Origin of the sequence: Streptomyces sp. ISL-96, from assembly GCF_018614035.1 — a bacterium.
GTDB lineage: Bacteria > Actinomycetota > Actinomycetes > Streptomycetales > Streptomycetaceae > Streptomyces.
Genome location: NZ_JAGGPA010000067.1, coordinates 61,398 through 78,611, shown reverse-complemented (window position 1 = coordinate 78,611; position 17,214 = coordinate 61,398). Strand labels below are relative to the sequence as shown.

At 68.7% G+C, this 17,214-nt stretch carries 17 protein-coding genes; 14 read left to right on the top strand and 3 right to left on the bottom strand.

Going from position 1 to position 17,214, the window contains the following annotated elements:
• Nucleotides 1-88: 88 nt before the first annotated feature.
• From J7E96_RS32210 to J7E96_RS32170, 9 genes are all read left to right on the top strand, one after another.
• Nucleotides 89-733: an HAD family phosphatase gene (locus tag J7E96_RS32210; protein ID WP_215136633.1), complete on the top strand. Its 645-nt coding sequence runs from the start codon at nucleotides 89-91 to the stop codon at nucleotides 731-733.
• A 43-nt stretch (nucleotides 734-776) separates the two neighbouring features.
• A complete protein-coding gene (locus J7E96_RS32205) occupies nucleotides 777-1,970 on the top strand; it encodes an MFS transporter (RefSeq protein WP_215136631.1) in 1,194 nt (397 codons plus the stop codon).
• Nucleotides 1,939-3,114 carry an acetoin utilization protein AcuC gene (locus J7E96_RS32200; protein WP_215136629.1) on the top strand — a complete coding sequence of 392 codons (1,176 nt, stop codon included), beginning with the start codon at nucleotides 1,939-1,941 and terminating at the stop codon, nucleotides 3,112-3,114. Before J7E96_RS32205 ends, J7E96_RS32200 begins: the two co-directional genes overlap by 32 nt.
• Nucleotides 3,115-3,243: 129 nt before the next feature.
• Nucleotides 3,244-3,750, top strand: a complete 507-nt coding sequence (locus tag J7E96_RS32195) for an FBP domain-containing protein (protein ID WP_215136627.1) — start codon at nucleotides 3,244-3,246, stop codon at nucleotides 3,748-3,750.
• A gap of 100 nt (nucleotides 3,751-3,850) precedes the next feature.
• On the top strand, nucleotides 3,851-4,666 hold the full coding sequence (locus J7E96_RS32190; RefSeq protein WP_215136625.1) for a phosphatase: 816 nt from the start codon (nucleotides 3,851-3,853) through the stop codon (nucleotides 4,664-4,666).
• A 127-nt stretch (nucleotides 4,667-4,793) separates the two neighbouring features.
• Entirely contained in the window at nucleotides 4,794-5,006 is a 213-nt protein-coding gene (locus tag J7E96_RS32185) for a helix-turn-helix domain-containing protein (protein WP_014046653.1), read from the top strand.
• Nucleotides 5,007-5,116: 110 nt separating this feature from the next.
• Nucleotides 5,117-5,215 (top strand): 30S ribosomal protein bS22, encoded by a 99-nt coding sequence (locus J7E96_RS32180; protein WP_003948845.1) that lies wholly within the window; start codon nucleotides 5,117-5,119, stop codon nucleotides 5,213-5,215.
• A gap of 215 nt (nucleotides 5,216-5,430) precedes the next feature.
• Entirely contained in the window at nucleotides 5,431-6,498 is a 1,068-nt protein-coding gene (locus tag J7E96_RS32175) for an NAD-dependent epimerase/dehydratase family protein (RefSeq protein ID WP_215136624.1), read from the top strand.
• Between the two features lie 79 nt (nucleotides 6,499-6,577).
• Entirely contained in the window at nucleotides 6,578-7,585 is a 1,008-nt protein-coding gene (locus J7E96_RS32170) for a lysophospholipid acyltransferase family protein (RefSeq protein ID WP_374196741.1), read from the top strand.
• A gap of 66 nt (nucleotides 7,586-7,651) precedes the next feature.
• On the opposite strand, the gene J7E96_RS32165 is transcribed toward J7E96_RS32170, so the two are convergent.
• The 3 genes from J7E96_RS32165 to J7E96_RS32155 all read right to left on the bottom strand — a co-directional run bounded on the left by J7E96_RS32165 (nucleotide 7,652) and on the right by J7E96_RS32155 (nucleotide 11,189).
• On the bottom strand, nucleotides 7,652-8,869 hold the full coding sequence (locus J7E96_RS32165) for a DUF5667 domain-containing protein (RefSeq protein ID WP_215136621.1): 1,218 nt from the start codon (nucleotides 8,867-8,869) through the stop codon (nucleotides 7,652-7,654).
• A gap of 257 nt (nucleotides 8,870-9,126) precedes the next feature.
• Nucleotides 9,127-9,909 (bottom strand): ECF subfamily RNA polymerase sigma factor, BldN family, encoded by a 783-nt coding sequence (locus tag J7E96_RS32160; RefSeq protein ID WP_215136619.1) that lies wholly within the window; start codon nucleotides 9,907-9,909, stop codon nucleotides 9,127-9,129.
• Nucleotides 9,910-10,244: 335 nt separating this feature from the next.
• The gene (locus tag J7E96_RS32155; RefSeq protein WP_215136617.1) at nucleotides 10,245-11,189 is read right to left on the bottom strand and encodes an HAD family phosphatase; all 945 of its coding nucleotides are present in this window, start codon (nucleotides 11,187-11,189) and stop codon (nucleotides 10,245-10,247) included.
• Between the two features lie 147 nt (nucleotides 11,190-11,336).
• On the opposite strand from J7E96_RS32155, the gene J7E96_RS32150 reads away from it, so the two are divergent.
• The 5 genes from J7E96_RS32150 (at nucleotide 11,337) to J7E96_RS32130 (ending at nucleotide 17,035) form a co-directional block, all read left to right on the top strand.
• On the top strand, nucleotides 11,337-11,618 hold the full coding sequence (locus J7E96_RS32150; RefSeq protein WP_215136615.1) for a glutaredoxin family protein: 282 nt from the start codon (nucleotides 11,337-11,339) through the stop codon (nucleotides 11,616-11,618).
• Nucleotides 11,619-11,959: 341 nt separating this feature from the next.
• A complete protein-coding gene (locus J7E96_RS32145; RefSeq protein WP_215136613.1) occupies nucleotides 11,960-12,790 on the top strand; it encodes a redox-sensing transcriptional repressor Rex in 831 nt (276 codons plus the stop codon).
• Complete coding sequence (locus tag J7E96_RS32140) at nucleotides 12,787-14,412, top strand: glutamyl-tRNA reductase (protein WP_215136611.1); 1,626 nt, start codon at nucleotides 12,787-12,789, stop codon at nucleotides 14,410-14,412. Before J7E96_RS32145 ends, J7E96_RS32140 begins: the two co-directional genes overlap by 4 nt.
• Entirely contained in the window at nucleotides 14,409-15,371 is a 963-nt protein-coding gene (gene hemC, locus J7E96_RS32135) for a hydroxymethylbilane synthase (RefSeq protein ID WP_215136609.1), read from the top strand. The genes J7E96_RS32140 and hemC overlap by 4 nt, the downstream gene beginning before the upstream one ends.
• The gene (locus J7E96_RS32130) at nucleotides 15,368-17,035 is read left to right on the top strand and encodes a bifunctional uroporphyrinogen-III C-methyltransferase/uroporphyrinogen-III synthase (RefSeq protein WP_215136607.1); all 1,668 of its coding nucleotides are present in this window, start codon (nucleotides 15,368-15,370) and stop codon (nucleotides 17,033-17,035) included. The genes hemC and J7E96_RS32130 overlap by 4 nt, the downstream gene beginning before the upstream one ends.
• The last annotated feature ends 179 nt before the right edge of the window (nucleotides 17,036-17,214 follow it).

Genomic DNA, 17,214 nt, shown 5'->3' with positions numbered 1-17,214 from the left:
GAGTAGGACGCCGCCGAACAAATTTTATGCCCCGCCCCCCGGACTTATGTCCGGGGGGGCGGGGCTTTTTTGCGTTTAAGGTCAAGTCATGCGCTACGACCTCATCATCTTCGACAACGACGGCGTCCTCGTGGACAGCGAGCCGATCTCCAACACCATCCTCGCCGGCTACTTGAGCGAGCTTGGGCACGCGACTTCGTACGAGGATTCGCTTCGCGACTACATGGGTGCCGCTGTGCACCGGATCCACGATCTCGTACTGGAGCGGACCGGGCAGCGGCTGCCCGCCGACTTCGACAAGACGCTGCACGCACGGATCTTCGCCGCCTTCGAGCAGGAGCTGAAGCCGGTCGCCGGGGCGGAGGAGCTGCTGGGGAAGCTGGTGGCGGACGGTGTTTCGTACTGCCTCGCTTCGTCCGGGAGTCATGAGCGGATCCGGGTCGGGCACCTGGTGACCGGGCTCGACGAGTGGTTCGAGGAGAGCTGGATCTTCAGCTCGCAGGACGTCGGGCGCGGCAAGCCGGCGCCGGATCTCTTCCTGCACGCCGCGGAACGGATGGGTGTACCGGCGGAGCGGTGTGTCGTCGTGGAGGACAGTGCGCTCGGGGTGGAGGCGGCCCGGGCGGCCGGGATGGATGTGTACGGGTTCACGGCCATGACGTCGGCTGACAGGCTTCGGGGGGCGACCGGGTACTTCGCTGAGTTGGGGGAGCTGCCGGGATTGCTCGTGTGATCGAGCTACCCATGGGTAAGTGACGGGCCTACGCTGTCCGGCCATGACAGACACGCGCCTGCGGCACGGCAGGGCTTCCTTGGGGTTGAGCTTCTTCGCGCAGGGCGTGGCTTTCGCTCTGCTCGTGACGCGGCTGCCGGCTGTTCAGGACCAGTACGGGATATCCGACGGGCTGCTGCCGGTCTTTCTGGCCGCCGTACCGATCCTGGCCGGGGTGGGGAGTGTCGCGACCGAGCAGTTGGTGAAGCGGGTCAGGCCGAGTGCTGTGCTGCGGTGGTCGCAGCCGGTTGTGCTGCTGGCGCTTCTTGGGGTCGGGGCCGGTCGTGAGATGTGGCAAGTGGCCGTCGCTCTGGGGGTGTTCGGGCTGGCGGTCGGGGCGTTGGACGCGTCCATGAACATGCTGGGGGTGAGCCTTCAGCGGGCGTACGGGCGCAGCATCATGCTCGGGTTTCATGCGGCGTACAGCCTCGGGGGGATTGTGGGGGCCTCGCTCGCGTGGGTGGGGGCCAATGGGGATCTGGCGCTGTTCGTTTCATATCTGCCGGTGGTGGCTGTGCTGTTGCCCGCGGTGGTTGTCGGCAGTCGGTGGTATGTCGACGGAGTCGTTGTGGTGGGGGAGGAGAAGGCGGCTTCGGGGGGTGGGTTCAGGCTGCTGTTGCCGCTGTGTCTGGTGATGACCTTTGCGTACATCGGGGACTCCACGGTCTCCAACTGGAGTGCCAAGTACCTGGAGGATGTGCTCGGTTCGTCGGGGGAGACCGCCACTCTTCCGTACAACATCTACATGGTCACGACGTTGGTGGGGCGGGCCGTCGGGGACTTTGGGGTGCGGCGCTTCGGGGCGGTGAGTGTGGTGAGGGCGGGGACGTTGCTCGCTGCCGGTGGGTTCGCTGTGGTGGCGGGGGCGCCGGGGGTGGGGGTCGGGATGCTCGGGTTCACGATGCTTGGGTTCGGGCTGTGCGTGATCGTGCCGCAGACGTTCGCGGCGGCGGGGCGGATGTTCCCCGGTGCGGCGAGTGACGCGGCTGTGGCTCGGCTGAATGTGTTCAATTACGTGGGGTTTCTGGTCGGTGCGCCGTTGGTGGGGGCGCTCGGGGATGCGTGGAGCTATCGGGGGGCGATGCTCGTGCCGATGGTCCTGGTGCTGGTGACGCTGGTGTACGCCCGCTCGTTCGCTTCCGGGACGGACCGATACGGTGGCGGGCATGAGCGGGCGCGCACTGTTGATGTGGGATGACGCGGTAACGGGCTACGACTTCGGGGCGAGCCATCCGATGGACCCGGTCAGGCTCGCCCTGACCATGGGGCTCGTACGGGCGTACGGGCTCGACCGGGCGGTGGATGTGATCGCCGCGCCGGCCGCGGGGGACTCGACGCTGCGGCTTGTGCATCGCGAGGACTATGTGGCGGCGGTGCGGGCGGCTTCGGCGGATCCGCGGCGGGCGGACCAGGCGTATGGGCTGGGGACCGTGGACGATCCGGCCTTTGCGGGGATGCATGAGGCTTCCGCGCTGATCGCCGGGCAGTCGGTGGGCGCCGCGGAGGCGGTCTGGCGGGGTGAGGCCGCGCATGCGGTGAACTTCGCCGGCGGGCTGCATCACGCGATGCCGGGGAGTGCGGCGGGGTTCTGCATCTACAACGACCCGGCGCTCGCGATCGCGCGGCTGCTGGAGCTGGGGGCGGAGCGGGTCGCCTATGTGGATGTGGACGTGCACCACGGGGACGGGGTGCAGGCGGCGTTCTGGGAGGACCCGCGGGTTCTGACGATCTCGCTTCACGAGCATCCGCGGACGCTTTTTCCGGGGACCGGATGGCCGGAGGAGACGGGCGCGAGTGGGGCGGGCGAGGGCTCGGCCGTGAATGTGGCGCTGCCGGCGGGGACGGGGGACGCGGGGTGGTTGCGGGCGTTCCACGCGGTCGTGCCGGAGTTGCTGGCGGACTTCCGGCCTCAGGTGCTGGTCACGCAGCACGGGGCGGATACGCACTTCGAGGATCCGCTGGCGCATTTGGCCGTATCGCTGGATGCGCAACGGGCGGTGCAGGCGGCGTGTCATGAGCTCGCACACGCGTATGTGGAGGGCGGGAAGTGGGTTGCGCTGGGGGGCGGGGGATATGCGGTGGTGGATGTCGTACCGCGGTCATGGACGCATCTGGTGGGGATCGCGGCGCATCGGCCGGTTGATCCGGAGTCGGTGATTCCGGCATCTTGGCGGGACGAAGTGTACGCGCGTACGCGGCAGTTGGGGCCGGGGCGGATGACGGATGGGCTGGCGCCGGAGTGGAAAGGGTGGGACGCGGGGTACGACCCGGCGGACCGGTTGGACCAGGCGGTGCTGGCGGCTCGGCGAGCGGTGTTTCCTCTGCGGGGGTTGTTGGCGTAGGGCGGGGCGTTTGGGTGCGCGGGGCATTCCCCTCCCCGCCCCTTTCCGAAACTGGGCGACTGGCTGCTAGGCACGAATCGGGCATTAATCGGATGCGGGTGCGGGGTGCGGTCCGTACGGTCGATGTCCGTGGAAGCGCTTAGTGAGAAACAGATCCGCTCGTCCTTCGTGAACTGCACCAAGGGCGAGGCCGCCCGCCTGAAACTCCCCCTCGGCTTCGCCGAAATCCCCTGGGAAGACCTTGATTTCCTCGGGTGGGTCGACCCCGGCGCGCCGCTGCGGGCGCACCTCGTCCTGGCTCGGCCGGACGGCCCGCTCGGGATCACCCTGCGGGTGCCCGGCGCGGCCCGCACCAGCGCGGTCAAGTCCAGCCTCTGCCAGCTGTGCCTCACCGGGCACGCCTCCTCCGGCGTCACCCTTCTCGTGGCCCCGCTGGCGGGCGCCCGGGGCCGCGAGGGCAACACCGTCGGCACGTACATCTGCGCCGACCTGGCCTGCTCCCTGTACGTACGGGGCAAGCGGCAGCCCAAGCTGCGCAGTGGCCGGTACGAGGAGAGCCTGAGCGTGGAGGAGCGGATCGCCCGCACGGTCGGCAACCTGGACGCCTTCGTGGCGAAGGTGACGCAGGGCGGCTAGCCAGGCGTGGTGGGTTCGTTCGTTGGTGGGTTACGCCAAGTGTGGGGTGTGTTCGGGGTTTTGAGGGAAAGGCGCTCGGGGGTGGGGGAGCATCGGGAGGGTGTTGAGTACTGGCGCGTTGCGTGCGCACCTGTTGGCGGCCCGGCTGGCCGGGACCGTGGCCACCTCGCGGGAGCAGAGTCTGCGCAGCTACCGGCTGTTCGCCGCGCGGGATCCCCGGGTGCTGCTCGGGCTCGATCCCGAATGGGCCTGGGACGAGCACGATGTGATGGCTCTGATGGCCGAAAGGTGTGGGGTTTCTGACGATCCGGGGTTTGTCAGTGGGGCCGATGTGATCGATCCCGAGCGGACCTTGGCCGCGTTGGAGGCGTTCGCGGGGCGGCTCGGGGAAGCCGCCGCGCGGCGGGTTCCGGTGATGCTCGGGACCGGGCATCCGCATCGGCTGCTCGGGTTCTACGCCGGTCTCGCAGACGCCTTGTCGGCGGCGGGATGTCTTGTCCTCACACTCGCGCAGGGGCGATGTGTCGACATAACGACCCGGTTCGGCGTACGCACGTACAGCCTCGACTACGTACGAGGAGTCGCGCTGGTGCGCGAACCCGGCGCGCGTGGGCCCGTGAGTGGTACCGGCGCACACAGCCACTCGCCCCTCCCGGTCAGGGTCGCGCTCGCCGCCGCGGGGGATGGGGACGGGCCCTTGCCCGGGCTTGTCGTGGGGGACCACGGGTGGGTCTGCGGTGCAGGTCAGTTGGGGTTTGAGGCCATTGGACTGGCCGACACCGATGATCCCGCGCTGTTCGTCGGTGAGGCCGAGGGGCGGGTGTCCGTCGCCGTTCCGCTTGATGATGCTGTGCGGTCTGATTACTACCGACCGCTTACTCGCTATGTACTCAATCGGGCGTGTCTGTCACGGTAGGAGGGGGATGGCTGCTCCTCTTCCCCACTCGCATCACCCGCCCCTAGTCTGGGAGTGAGCGCACAACGACGAAGAGTCACCGGAGGGGAAGCCGGTGCGCGTCGGGTGCGGAAGGTACAGGTGGGTCATGGCTGCTGGCAGCGAGAGGCCTCTCAACGAGGTCAAGTTTCTGACCGTGGCGGAAGTCGCCTCGGTGATGCGAGTGTCGAAGATGACCGTGTACCGATTGGTGCACAGCGGTCATCTGCCGGCGATCCGGGTGGGCAGGTCCTTCCGGGTTCCGGAGCAAGCGGTTCACGAGTACCTCCGCGAGTCCTTTGTGGGGGTGGAATCGGCCTGACGGCGGCCTCGGATTACGTCCCTCTCCCGGTGGCGGGTAGGCTAGGCCTTCGTAGGTCGTGTGGGCCCAGACGCCCCGCACCGAGTGAAGAGAAGTGAGCGAGGGTAGTCGTGGGCTCTGTTATCAAGAAGCGGCGCAAGCGGATGGCCAAGAAGAAGCATCGCAAGCTGCTCAAGCGCACCCGCGTTCAGCGTCGTAACAAGAAGTAAGCGGCCGCTGTACGTGTATCCGCAGCCCTTCCACCGTCATGGTGGGAGGGCTGCGGTGCGTTGTGGCGTGTTCTGGTGCGGTGCCGTGAGGTGCGTCCCTTGCGGCTCGCGTAGCCCATGTGTGTCTGCTGTCACTTCGGGCGCCGTGCGGTCGTCACAGCGCAACGTCCAACCGCTACGGTGGCGCTAGGGGAGACCGAGGGAAGGCGCTGATCTTGGGCAAGGTCGTGCTCGTCACAGGTGTGGCCCGGCAGCTGGGTGGCCGTTTCGTACGGCGGATCCAGCGTGATCCCGATGTGGACCGGGTGATCGGCGTCGATGCGCTTCCGCCTGAGCATCACCTCGGCGGTGCGGACTTCGTGCGGGCGGACATCCGCCAGCCGGCCATCGCGCGCGTGCTCGCCGAGCACGGGGTCGACACCGTCGTGCACATGGACGTCACCGGTACGCCGCTGGGCACCGGAGGCAGTCGTACGTCGGTGAAGGAGACCAACGTCATCGGCACGATGCAGTTGCTCGGTGCCTGCCAGAAGTCGCCGACCGTGCAGCGGCTCGTCGTGAAGTCGAGTACGAGCGTTTATGGGTCGGCGCCGCGCGACCCTGCCGTCTTCACCGAGACCACGCCGCCGAAGTCGCTGCCGAGCGGAGGCTTCGCCAAGGACGCGGTCGAGGTCGAGGGTTACGTGAGGGGCTTTGCGCGCCGGCGGCCCGATGTGGCCGTGTGTGTGCTGCGGTTTGCCAACATTCTTGGGCCCTGTGCGGATTCTCCGCTGGCTGATTACTTCTCGCTGCCTGTGCTGCCGACGGTCTTCGGGTACGACCCGCGGCTGCAGTTCGTGCATGAGGATGACGTTGTCGATGTACTGCGCATCGCCTCGCACGATCCTCGGCGCGGAACGATGAACAGCGGCACCTTCAACGTCGCCGGCGACGGCGTGCTGACGCTCTCGCAGTGCTCGCGGCGGCTCGGGCGGCCGACCGTGCCGGTGCTGCTGCCCGCCGTCACCTGGGTCGGTTCCGCGCTGCGGACGGTCGGGGTGACCGACTTCTCGCCCGAGCAGATCCGGCTGCTGACGCACGGACGGGTCGTCAGGACGGCGCAGATGCGCGAGACCCTGGGGTTTGAGCCGAAGTACACGACGGCGGAGGCCTTTGCGGACTTCGCGCGGAGCCGGGGGGCGGGGCTGCTGCCGCCGGAAGCCATTGCTCGTACCGTCGATCGGATCTCCAGTCTTGTCGTCAGCGACGGCGGGAACGCCAGCGGTAGTAAGGAGCGCATCTGACATGGCCGATGCCAAGGTCATTCCGTTCGGCGACGATCCGAGGACCAGGCGGGCCGCCGGCCGGCCCAAGTCCAAGGACATGGGCGTCGGTGCTGCCGCGAAGGAGTCCGCCAAGGGGAAGCGGCCTGCGGGCCGCAAGGCGGGGCCCCTCGCGCCCGTACCGGAACAGCATGGGGCGCCGGACGATGCGGGGGCCGCGGAGGCCCTGGTGGCGGGGGAGGAGCCGCAGGCGGATCTCGGGGGTGGGGGTGGCTGGGACCGGCGGATCGCGGGTGGACTCGCGTTTTTGCGGCGGCGGCTCACCGGTGACTACGAGGTCGACGAGTTCGGGTACGACGAGGAGCTCACCGACAAGGTCCTGATGTCTCTGATCAGGCCCTTGTGCGAGAAGTACTTCCGGGTGGAGGTCAAGGGCATCGAGAACATCCCGTCGGAGGGCGGGGCGCTCATCGTCGCCAACCACTCGGGGACGCTGCCGCTGGACGGGCTGATGCTTCAGGCCGCGGTGCACGACAATCATCCGGCTGGGCGGCATGTGCGGCTGCTGGCGGCGGACTTGGTTTTTATGCTGCCGGTCGTGAACGAGCTGGCGCGTAAGGCCGGGCACACGCTGGCCTGCGCGGAGGACGCGGAGGAGCTGCTGCGGCGGGGCGAGATCGTCGGTGTGATGCCGGAGGGCTTCAAGGGGATCGGGAAGCCGTTCAGCGAGCGGTACAAGTTGCAGCGGTTCGGGCGGGGCGGGTTCGTTTCCACGGCGTTGCGGGCGGGGGCGCCGATTGTGCCGTGCTCGATTGTGGGGGCGGAGGAGATTTACCCGATGATCGGGAACGCGCGGACGTTGGCGCGGGTGCTGGGGATTCCGTACTTCCCGATCACGCCTACGTTTCCTTGGCTGGGGCCGTTGGGGGCCTTGCCGTTGCCCACCAAGTGGACGATTCAGTTCGGGGAGCCGATTCCCACGGAGGGGTATCCGGGGGAGGCGGCGGAGGATCCGATGCTGATGTTCAATCTGACGGATCAGGTGCGGGAGCAGATTCAGCACACGCTGTACAAGCTGCTGGTCCAGCGGCGGTCTGTTTTCTTCTGAGTGGGTGGGGGGAAGGGTGTGGGCCCGGTCTCTGGGGAGAGCGGGCCCACTGTTGCCGGGTTGGGGTTACGGCGCCTTCTCCTCCTCGATGCCCAGGCCCGGGAGGATTCCGGGGAGCAGCGGAGGGACGGTGACGTCCGGGACCGGCGGGTTGTCGCCGTCCTTGTCGTGGTCCTTGTCCCTGTCGGACTGCGACGACGGAGTGTCCGCCGACGGGGGGTTCAGGAGGTCACCCGGGGCGCCGCCGATGAGGCCCTCGTCCTTGGAGCTGCTTCCGGGAGAGGACGGCTTCGGCTTGCTTTCCTCGCCCGTTCGGCCGCCGGAGGACGTGGTGGTGGAAGGGGCGGGGCGGTCGGTGCCTGGTGTGCCCGTACGGTCCTGGGTGGAGCCGCCGGGGCTGTCGGGGTTCTCGCGTGAGTTCGGGGCACGCGGGAGGAGCGACTGCAGCGGCGCTACCTCTTCGTCTATGGCGTCGAAGACCGAGCTCACCTGGTCGCCCACGTCGGCCAGCTGCACCGGCAGCCGCTCGCGCAGGCTGCTCCACGCTTCGCGGTGCGACTTGGCGAACGACGACAGGGCCTGGATGGAGCCGATCGAGCCGTCACGCTCGTAGGCCCTGCTGAGAAGGCGGTGGCCTTCGCCCGCGTCGTGCGTCATTCCGCTCAGCGTGCGCCTGACCTCGCCCAGCTGTTCGTGGTCCAGATCGGCGGTTCGGCCGCGCTCCATGAGGCGGCGAGCCTCCATGAGGCGGGTCGAAGCCTGGTTGAGATAGAGCTCGCCACGGTCGGCGTCGTCGCCGGCCATGCCGAGCTTGACGTCTTCCATGCCTCGCTTCAGCCCGTACAGCGAATCACCCGGCAGGGCGTCGGAACTCGCAGCGGCGACTCCGCTGAAGGCTCCAGCGGCCACACCGACGGTGAGCCCGCCCGCAGCGATGCCCTTCGACCAGCGGGAGCGCGGGCGCAGCTTGTGGAGCGGGGATGCCCGGTGGGCGCCCCGTCCGGTCCGCTGCTCGGGCACCGTAGGGCCCGCCGGTGCGCCGTCCTCGGCGACCATCGCTTCCATGGCGGCGATGAGCTGTGCCCGCTGAACGACCTTGACCTCGGGGTCCAACTCCGGTGACGGCAGCTCGCCGAGACCGTTCGCCAGGGCCAAAAGCCGTGTGGTCTCTGGCCCTTCGGCCGTTTCTTCGGGCTGATCTGCCGCCGTGCCCTGGGGCGTCTGTGCCTCCAGCGCCTGGGCGAAGGCGTTCGCCCGCCGGTGCGCCGATACGTTCGCGATCACTGGCGGCACCTCCTCTCGTCATGACGATCGACTCCCCTGGGGGTCCGGAAGGTTGCACGCCATGAGCACATCCACACGATCGAGTGAGTGGCTGCGGACATGGCGTGACCGCAGGGAGCCTGCATCCCGCACAACGAGCGTCGCGGCACTTGGGTTACGCGCGACGGATGATCGGACCACGATGTCATCGAGAGGCAGCGAGGCGTTACCGACCGTGAGTTGCGGTCGGCCGATCGGCGGGCGTGCGCGGGCGCGTGTCAGCGGGCGTCGTCGGGCAGGAGTCGGGCCAGTGTACGTACGGCCCGGTACTGGAGGGTCTTGATCGCGCCCTCGTTCTTGCCCATCACGCGAGCCGTCTCGGCGACCGAGAGACCTTGCAGGAAGCGCAGGGTCACGCACTCCTGCTGCTGCGGGTTGAGCTTGCGGACCGCTTCCAGGAGGGCCGCGTTGGAAAGGGATTCGAGGACGGAGTCCTCCGGGCTGCGCTCGACCTCGTTGGCGTCGAGCATTTCGCCGGTGGTCACTTCGAGTCGGAACCGGCTCGATTTGAAGTGGTCGGCGACCAGGTTTCGGGCGATGGTGACCAGCCAGGCGCCGAAGTCACGGCCCTGCCAGGTGAAGGTGGAGATGCGGCGCAGGGCGCGCAGGAACGTCTCGCTCGTCAGGTCTTCCGCGGTCGCCTTTCCGCCGACGCGGTAATAGATGTAGCGGTAGACCGTGTCGCTGTACTGGTCGTAGAGGCGGCCGAACGCTTCGGCCTCGCCGGCCTGAGCGCGTTCGACAAGGTCCATCATGCGTGCGCTGTCGCTGTCGGCACTGGGCCGACGGGCGGTGGACGTGCCAGTGCCCGAGCCGGCGCCACGGCTGCGTCTGCCGACCGCCGCACCGCCGTCGGCCAGGGCATAGCAGGGGCCGACAAGTGCAGGGGTGGCAAGGGCGGGGACGGCGTACGCGGTGGGGACGAAGCCGCGCAAGCGGTCCGCGACCGTTGCGCGCAGCGTAGCCAGGCCCGAGGCGTCAACCCCGACGTGTGGGTACACGGGACTCCCAGAGGCAGAGCTTCCAACACGTTCAGTGCTAGACCGGTCACTCGTCGTGCTGATGAGTGGGGTCCGGTATGCGTCTGAGGAGAATAACGCTTCGTACAGGCAGCGCTACACCCAGTTGCTCAAATCATCGATTCCGTCGCTTCTGTGACGTCTAGGAGGCGGTTCGAGTAGCAGATCGTGATCAGTTGTTGATCGGATCACTTCGTAATCTGCGTGATTGCTGGGTGCGTTGTGCTCGAGTGCGCTTTACCGGAGCGGCGGAGGGTGGGCGAGCGCGGGGGAGGGTAGGGACCCGGGATTGTGGGTTGCCGCGAGGGTGGGGCGGGTCAGCGGCGGCGGCGGTGCAGGGCCATCGCGGCCGCGGTGCCTCCGGCGATGGCGCCGACCCCGGCGGCCGCCGGGATGCCGACCTTGGCGGCCTTGCGGCCGGTCCGGTAGTCGCGCAGCCGCCACTCGCGCTCGCGGGCGTACCTGCGCAGCTTCGCGTCGGGATTGATCGCGTACGGGTGTCCGACGAGCGAGAGCATCGGGATGTCGTTGTGCGAGTCGCTGTACGCCGCGCAGCGGGTCAGGTCGAGGTCTTCGGCGGCGGCCAGGGCGCGTACCGCCTCGGCCTTCGCGGGGCCGTGCAGGGGTTCGCCGACCAGCTTGCCCGTATAAACGCCGTCGACCGATTCCGCGACCGTGCCGAGGGCGCCGGTCAGGCCCAGGCGGCGGGCGATGATCGTGGCCGTCTCGACGGGGGCGGCGGTGACCAGCCAGACCCTCTGGCCCGCGTCGAGGTGGGCCTGGGCGAGGGCGCGGGTGCCGGGCCAGATGCGCTCGGCCATGTATTCGTCGTAGATCTCCTCGCCGATGGACATCAGCTCGGAGACACGGTGGCCCTTCACGATGGACAGCGCGCTGTCGCGGGCGTCCTGCATGTGCTCGGGGTCCTCGACGCCGGCGAGGCGGAACCAGGCCTGCTGCCAGGCGAAGCGGGCGAGCTCCTGGCGCTGGAAGAACTTCCGCTTATAGAGGCCACGGCCGAAGTGGAAGATCGCGGCGCCCTGCATGACGGTGTTGTCGAGATCGAAGAAGGCGGCGGCCCGGTCGTCTCCGACTACGGGGAACGCGGGCTCGGGTTCTCCGGGCTTGCCGGACGGCGTCGCGGCGAGTCCTTCGTACTCCTGCGACGTCTTGCGTGCTGCCTCGGCTGCTGCCTCTCCCGCCAGCACGCTCCGGGCTGTCGCCGAGCGCCTGCGGGGGGTGAGCCATCCCAGTGCGGCCATGTCGTGAGCATAGCCAGTCTGTTCGGTACTTCCGGACCTGCCGGGATGCGGCGGCGTGAACTCTCCGGGGCGCGGGTGTTACGCGGATGGGCGGGGCGACGGCGTATGGCCGGACGTGGCGCGGCCGGGCGGGGCGAGAATGGCGGTATGAGTCCCTTGTTGCGGCGTACATCGCCGAAGAGGAAGCCCGAGGAGCGATTGGTCACGCTGGTCGGGAAGCCGGGCTGTCATCTCTGTGACGACGCGCGGGGTGTGGTGAGAGAGGTGTGCGGGGCGCTCGGGGTGCCCTGGGAGGAGAAGGACATCACCCGGGACGAGGAGCTGAACCGGGCGTACTGGGAGCAGATTCCGGTGGTCCTGGTCGACGGCGAGCAGCACACCTTCTGGCGGGTGGATGCCGGACGGCTGCGCAAGGCGCTGGAGGGGTGAGGGGCTGAGGGCTGAGGAGTAAGGGGCTGAGGAGTGAGGGGCTGAGGCGCTGGACGGCTCAGGGGGTGGCTGAAAGACAGCTAGCATTATGGGCGGTTTGAGCGATCTCGGGGGCGTAGTCGTGAGGAGTGTGTACGGTTTTGCCCCCTTCGGATCTTCAACGAGTTCGGGTGGTCCGCAGTTCCGTGATCGGGTGGGCGACATGCGTGACCCCGGTCACTTTGGGCGGACAAAACGGACACCATCTTTGTGCACGCGTTCACAAAGGCATAGCCTGCTTGCGACGGGGCGGTCCTGGTACATACGGCCGCCTGCAGCCCCGCTCATCCCGCAGGAGCACCGTGGCAACTGGCCGAAATCACCGACCGGCGACCCGTAGCCGAGGCATTCCCGAGGCCACCGTCGCCCGCCTTCCGCTGTATCTGCGTGCCCTGACGGCGCTCTCCGAGCGCTCCGTCCCCACGGTCTCCTCCGAGGAGCTCGCCGCCGCGGCCGGGGTCAACTCCGCGAAGCTGCGCAAGGACTTCTCCTACCTCGGGTCCTATGGGACGCGTGGGGTCGGATATGACGTCGAGTACCTCGTGTATCAGATCTCCCGCGAGCTGGGACTGACTCAGGACTGGCCGGTCGTCATCGTCGGCATCGGTAACCTCGGCGCCGCCCTCGCCAACTACGGCGGGTTCGCCTCCCGTGGCTTCCGTGTCGCCGCGCTCATAGACGCCGACCCCGCCATGGCGGGCAAGCCCGTCGCGGGGATGCCCGTACAGCACACTGACGATCTTGAGAAGATCATCAGTGAGAACGGTGTCCACATCGGCGTCATCGCCACGCCCGCGGGTGCGGCTCAGCAGGTCAGCGAGCGGCTCATCGCCGCCGGTGTGACCTCGATCCTCAACTTCGCGCCGACTGTTCTGTCGGTGCCGGACGGGGTCGACGTACGCAAGGTCGACCTCTCCATCGAGCTCCAGATCCTCGCCTTCCACGAGCAGCGCAAGGCCGGTGAAGAAGCCGCCGCCGTGGCTGCCGCGACGGGTGACGCCGTGACGGCGCCCCCGTTGCGCGGGACTGCGGGTGCCGGCGCGGGTGCGGGTGCCGGCGCGGGTGCAGTCGCTGGTGCGGGTGCGAGCCGGAAGGGACCGGACGGGGATGTCCCCGCCGTGATGCCGGCATGAGTCTTCTGGTTGTCGGGCTGAGTCACCGCAGCGCTCCGGTCAGCGTGCTGGAGCGGGCGTCGCTGGCTGCCGATACGCAGGCCAAGCTCCTGCATGACACGCTCGCTTCGGAGCCGGCGGTCGAGGCCGCCGTGCTGGCGACGTGCAACCGCATTGAGCTGTACGCCGACGTGGACAAGTTCCACGCCGGTGTCGCCGAGCTGTCCACGCTGCTCGCTCAGCACAGTGGGGTCGGGCTCGAAGAGCTCACTCCCTACTTGTACGTGCACTACGAGGACCGGGCCGTCCACCATCTGCTGTCGGTGGCCTGCGGGCTCGACTCGATGGTCGTCGGCGAGGGGCAGATCCTCGGACAGATCAAGGACGCGCTCGCGCTGGGGCAGGAGCTCCACACCGCGGGCCGGCTCCTCAACGACCTCTTCCAGCAGGCGCTGCGCGTCGGGAAGCGGGCGCACTCCGAGACCGGTATCGACCGGGCCGGGCAGTCGCTCGTCACCTTCGGGCTCGAACAGCTCGCGGTGGGTAGTGGGCTGTCGGTCGGCGAGTGGGCCGCGGGTAAGCGGGCGCTCGTTATCGGCGCGGGCTCGATGTCCTCGCTGGCCGCGGCGACGCTCGTACGCACCGGAGTGGCCGAGGTCGTCGTCGCGAACCGCACGCAGGCGCGCGCGGAGCGGCTGGCGGAGATCCTGGGCGAGGCGGGCGGCGTGGCGCGAGCTGTGCCGATGGCCGACGTGGCGCGTGAACTGACACGAGTCGATGTCGTGGTGTCCTGCACCGGCGCGACCGGCCTTGTGCTTACGGCCGAGCATGTCGCGAACGCGCTCGGGCTGAGGGTGGATCACGCTACGGCCGCCGGCGCTGGGGCTGTGGCGGGGTGTGGGGCTGGTGCGGGTGCCGGTGCTGGTGCTGGTTCGGGTGGGGGTGTTGGTGCTGGTGAGCTTGCGGGCTGTCCGGTGCCGACCGAGGCCGCCGTCGTGCCTGCCGCCCGGCAGGGTGCCGACGCCGGGTCCATGGAGCAGCACGGGGCCTGGGCCGACAACGGAACCGCCGTCGCTCATGGGCGTACGCGCGAGCAGGCCGGTGTGCGCGGTGGTGCGCCCGTACGGCTCGCGCTGCTCGACCTCGCCATGCCGCGCGACATCGACGGCGGCGTACACCGGCTCGACGGCGTACGGCTGGTGGACATCGAGTCGCTGGCCGAAGCTGCCGCCGACGCGCCCATGGCCGCTGATGTGGACCAGGTGCGGACCATCGTGTCCGACGAGGTCGCGGCCTTCGGCGCTGCCCAGCGTGCCGCACAGATCACGCCCACCGTCGTCGCCCTGCGCAGCATGGCGGCGGATGTGGTGAGCAATGAGGTCGCCCGGCTGGAGGGGCGGCTTCCCGGACTGGACGAAAAGCAGCGCGCGGAGATCACGCAAACCGTGCGCCGCGTCGTCGACAAGCTCCTGCACGCGCCCACCGTGCGGGTCAAGCAGCTCGCCAGCGAGCCCGGCGGTGCCGGGTACGCGGACGCGCTGCGCGAACTCTTCGATCTCGACCCGCAGACGGTCGCCGCCGTCAGCAGGGCCGATCTGAACCTGAACGACACCCCTGACGGTGGGAATAGAGGGCGGGCATGACGACTACTGATGCCTTGAAGCTGGGGACCAGGCGCAGCAAGCTCGCCATGGCCCAGTCCGGACACGTCGCCGAGGCGGTGCGTCAGATCACGGGGCGCCCCGTCGAGCTGGTGGAGATCACCACGTACGGAGACGTCTCGCGTGAGCAGCTCGCGCAGATCGGCGGTACGGGCGTCTTCGTGACGGCGCTGCGCGACGCGCTGCTGAGCGGTGAAGTGGACTTCGCGGTCCATTCGCTCAAGGACCTGCCGACCGCCCAGCCGGACGATCTGACGCTGGCCGCCGTGCCTAAGCGTGAGGATCCGCGTGACGTGCTTGTCGCGCGGGACGGGCTCAGGCTGGCGCAGCTGCCTGCCGGGTCCCGGGTGGGCACTGGGTCGCCGCGCCGCATGGCGCAGCTCAACGCGTACGCGCGGGCGCATGGTCTCGATATCGAGACTGTGCCGATTCGCGGCAACATCGACACTCGTGTCGGATTTGTACGGAGCGGGGAACTGGATGCGGTGGTTCTGGCCGCCGCCGGCCTCAACCGCATCGGCAGGATCGATGAAGTGACCGAGTTCCTTTCGGTCGATGTCGTCCTGCCTGCCCCCGGCCAGGGGGCCCTGGCAGTCGAGTGCGCCGCCACGCGCGTCGAACTCGCTGCCGCGCTCGCCGAGCTCGACGACCCGCAGACGCGGGTCGCCGTGACCGCCGAGCGATCCCTGCTCGCCGCCCTGGAGGCCGGTTGCAGCGCACCTGTGGGTGCACTGGCCGACCTGCTGGCCGACGGACAGGTTGTCAACGAAATGCGCCTGCGCGGCGTCGTCGGTACGACCGACGGCTCCGAACTGGTGCAGCTGTCCACTACCGGTCCCGTACCCACGTCGCACAACGACGCGATCACTCTCGGACGCGAACTCGCGGACGAGATGCTCGCGAAGGGTGCGGCCGGTCTTATGGGGGAGCGAGCACAATGAGCCCCACCACCACCTCTACGTCAGCACCTTCGGCGTTCCCGGCATCCGGGCACGTCACATTCCTCGGCGCCGGACCCGGTGACCCTGGACTGCTGACACTGCGTGCCGTTGAGGCGCTTACGAGCGCGGACGTGCTGATCGCCGAGCCACATGTGCTCGATGTCGTACGCAGTCATGTCAGGGCGGGCGTAAGCACGCCTCAGCTGACGGTGGTTGACGATGCGTCAACTGCCGCCGGTATCCCCGCGATCAGGGATGCGGTCAATCTTGTCATGGAGGCCGCGCGGGTCGGCAAGCGGGTCGTCCGTGCGATCTCCGGCGACCCGGGCCTCGACGGCAACGCTGGCGAGGAGATGCTCGCTTGCGCTGCTGAAGGCATTCCCTTCGAGGTCGTGCCGGGTGTCGCGTCGGCCGTTGGCGTGCCGGCTTATGCCGGTGTGCCGCTGCGGGACGGGCGGGGTGCGGACGTGCGCTTCGTCGATGCGCGGAGCGCTGATGACAGATGCTGGTCCGAGGTTGGGTCGAGTGACTGTACGGCTGTTGTTTCTACGACGCTGGATGCTGTCGCGTCGGCTGCGGGTGAGCTTGTTTCGGCCGGGCGTAAGCCCGATACGCCGATGAGCGTCACCGTGGCCGGCACGACGACGCGGCAGCGGACGTGGAACGCGACGCTGGGGACGGTCGCCCAGGTCCTGAAGCAGGCGAAGGTGCTGCCTTCGCCGGACGGCCACCAGCCCGTCATAGCCGTGGTCGGTGAGCGCAGCGCCGCTGCTCAGCGCGAGCAGTTGTCGTGGTTCGAGTCGAAGCCGCTGTTCGGGTGGCGGGTGCTGGTTCCGCGTACGAAGGAGCAGGCGGCGTCGCTCTCCGACCAGCTGCGGTCTTACGGAGCCGTGCCGCACGAGGTGCCGACCATCGCCGTCGAGCCGCCTCGGACCCCGCAGCAGATGGAGCGGGCGGTCAAGGGGCTCGTTACGGGGCGGTACGAGTGGATCGCCTTCACGTCGGTGAACGCTGTTAAGGCTGTTCGGGAGAAGTTTGAGGAGTACGGGCTTGATGCCCGTGCTTTCGCGGGGATCAAGGTCGCCGCGGTGGGGGAGCAGACGGCTGCCGCGTTGGTCGAGTTCGGTGTGAAGCCGGATCTCGTGCCGAGTGGGGAGCAGTCGGCGGCGGGGTTGCTTGAGGACTGGCCGCCGTACGATCCGGTCTTCGATCCGATCGACCGGGTCTTCCTGCCGCGGGCCGATATCGCGACGGAGACGCTGGTCGCCGGGCTGATCGAGCTCGGGTGGGAGGTCGACGACGTAACGGCGTACCGGACGGTGCGGGCGTCGCCGCCGCCGGCGGATACGCGGGAGGCGATCAAGGGCGGCGGGTTCGACGCTGTTCTGTTCACGTCGAGCAGTACGGTGCGGAATTTGGTCGGCATTGCTGGTAAGCCACATAACGTCACCGTGATCGCGTGTATTGGTCCTGCTACCGCCAAGACGGCGGAGGAGCACGGGCTGCGGGTCGACGTTCTGTCGCCGGAGCCGTCGGTGCACAAGCTGGCGGAGGCGCTTGCGGCGTTCGGCACGCAGCGGCGGGAAGCGGCGATCGCGGCGGGCGAGCATGTGACGCGGCCGAGCGAGCGGCGGCCTGGGTCTCGGCGGCGGCGGACTACTTAGGCCGCGGATCATTTAGGCCGCGGACTGCTTAGGCTGCGGATCATTTAGGCGTGTGGTGTGAGGGCCGGGACCTGGGGTGATGCTCGGGGTCCGGCCCTCATGCGTGAGACGGCCTAGGTGGTGCGGGTGGTGCCGACGGGGTGACGGTAAAAGGGGTCGGTCCGGCGGCGTAGCGTATT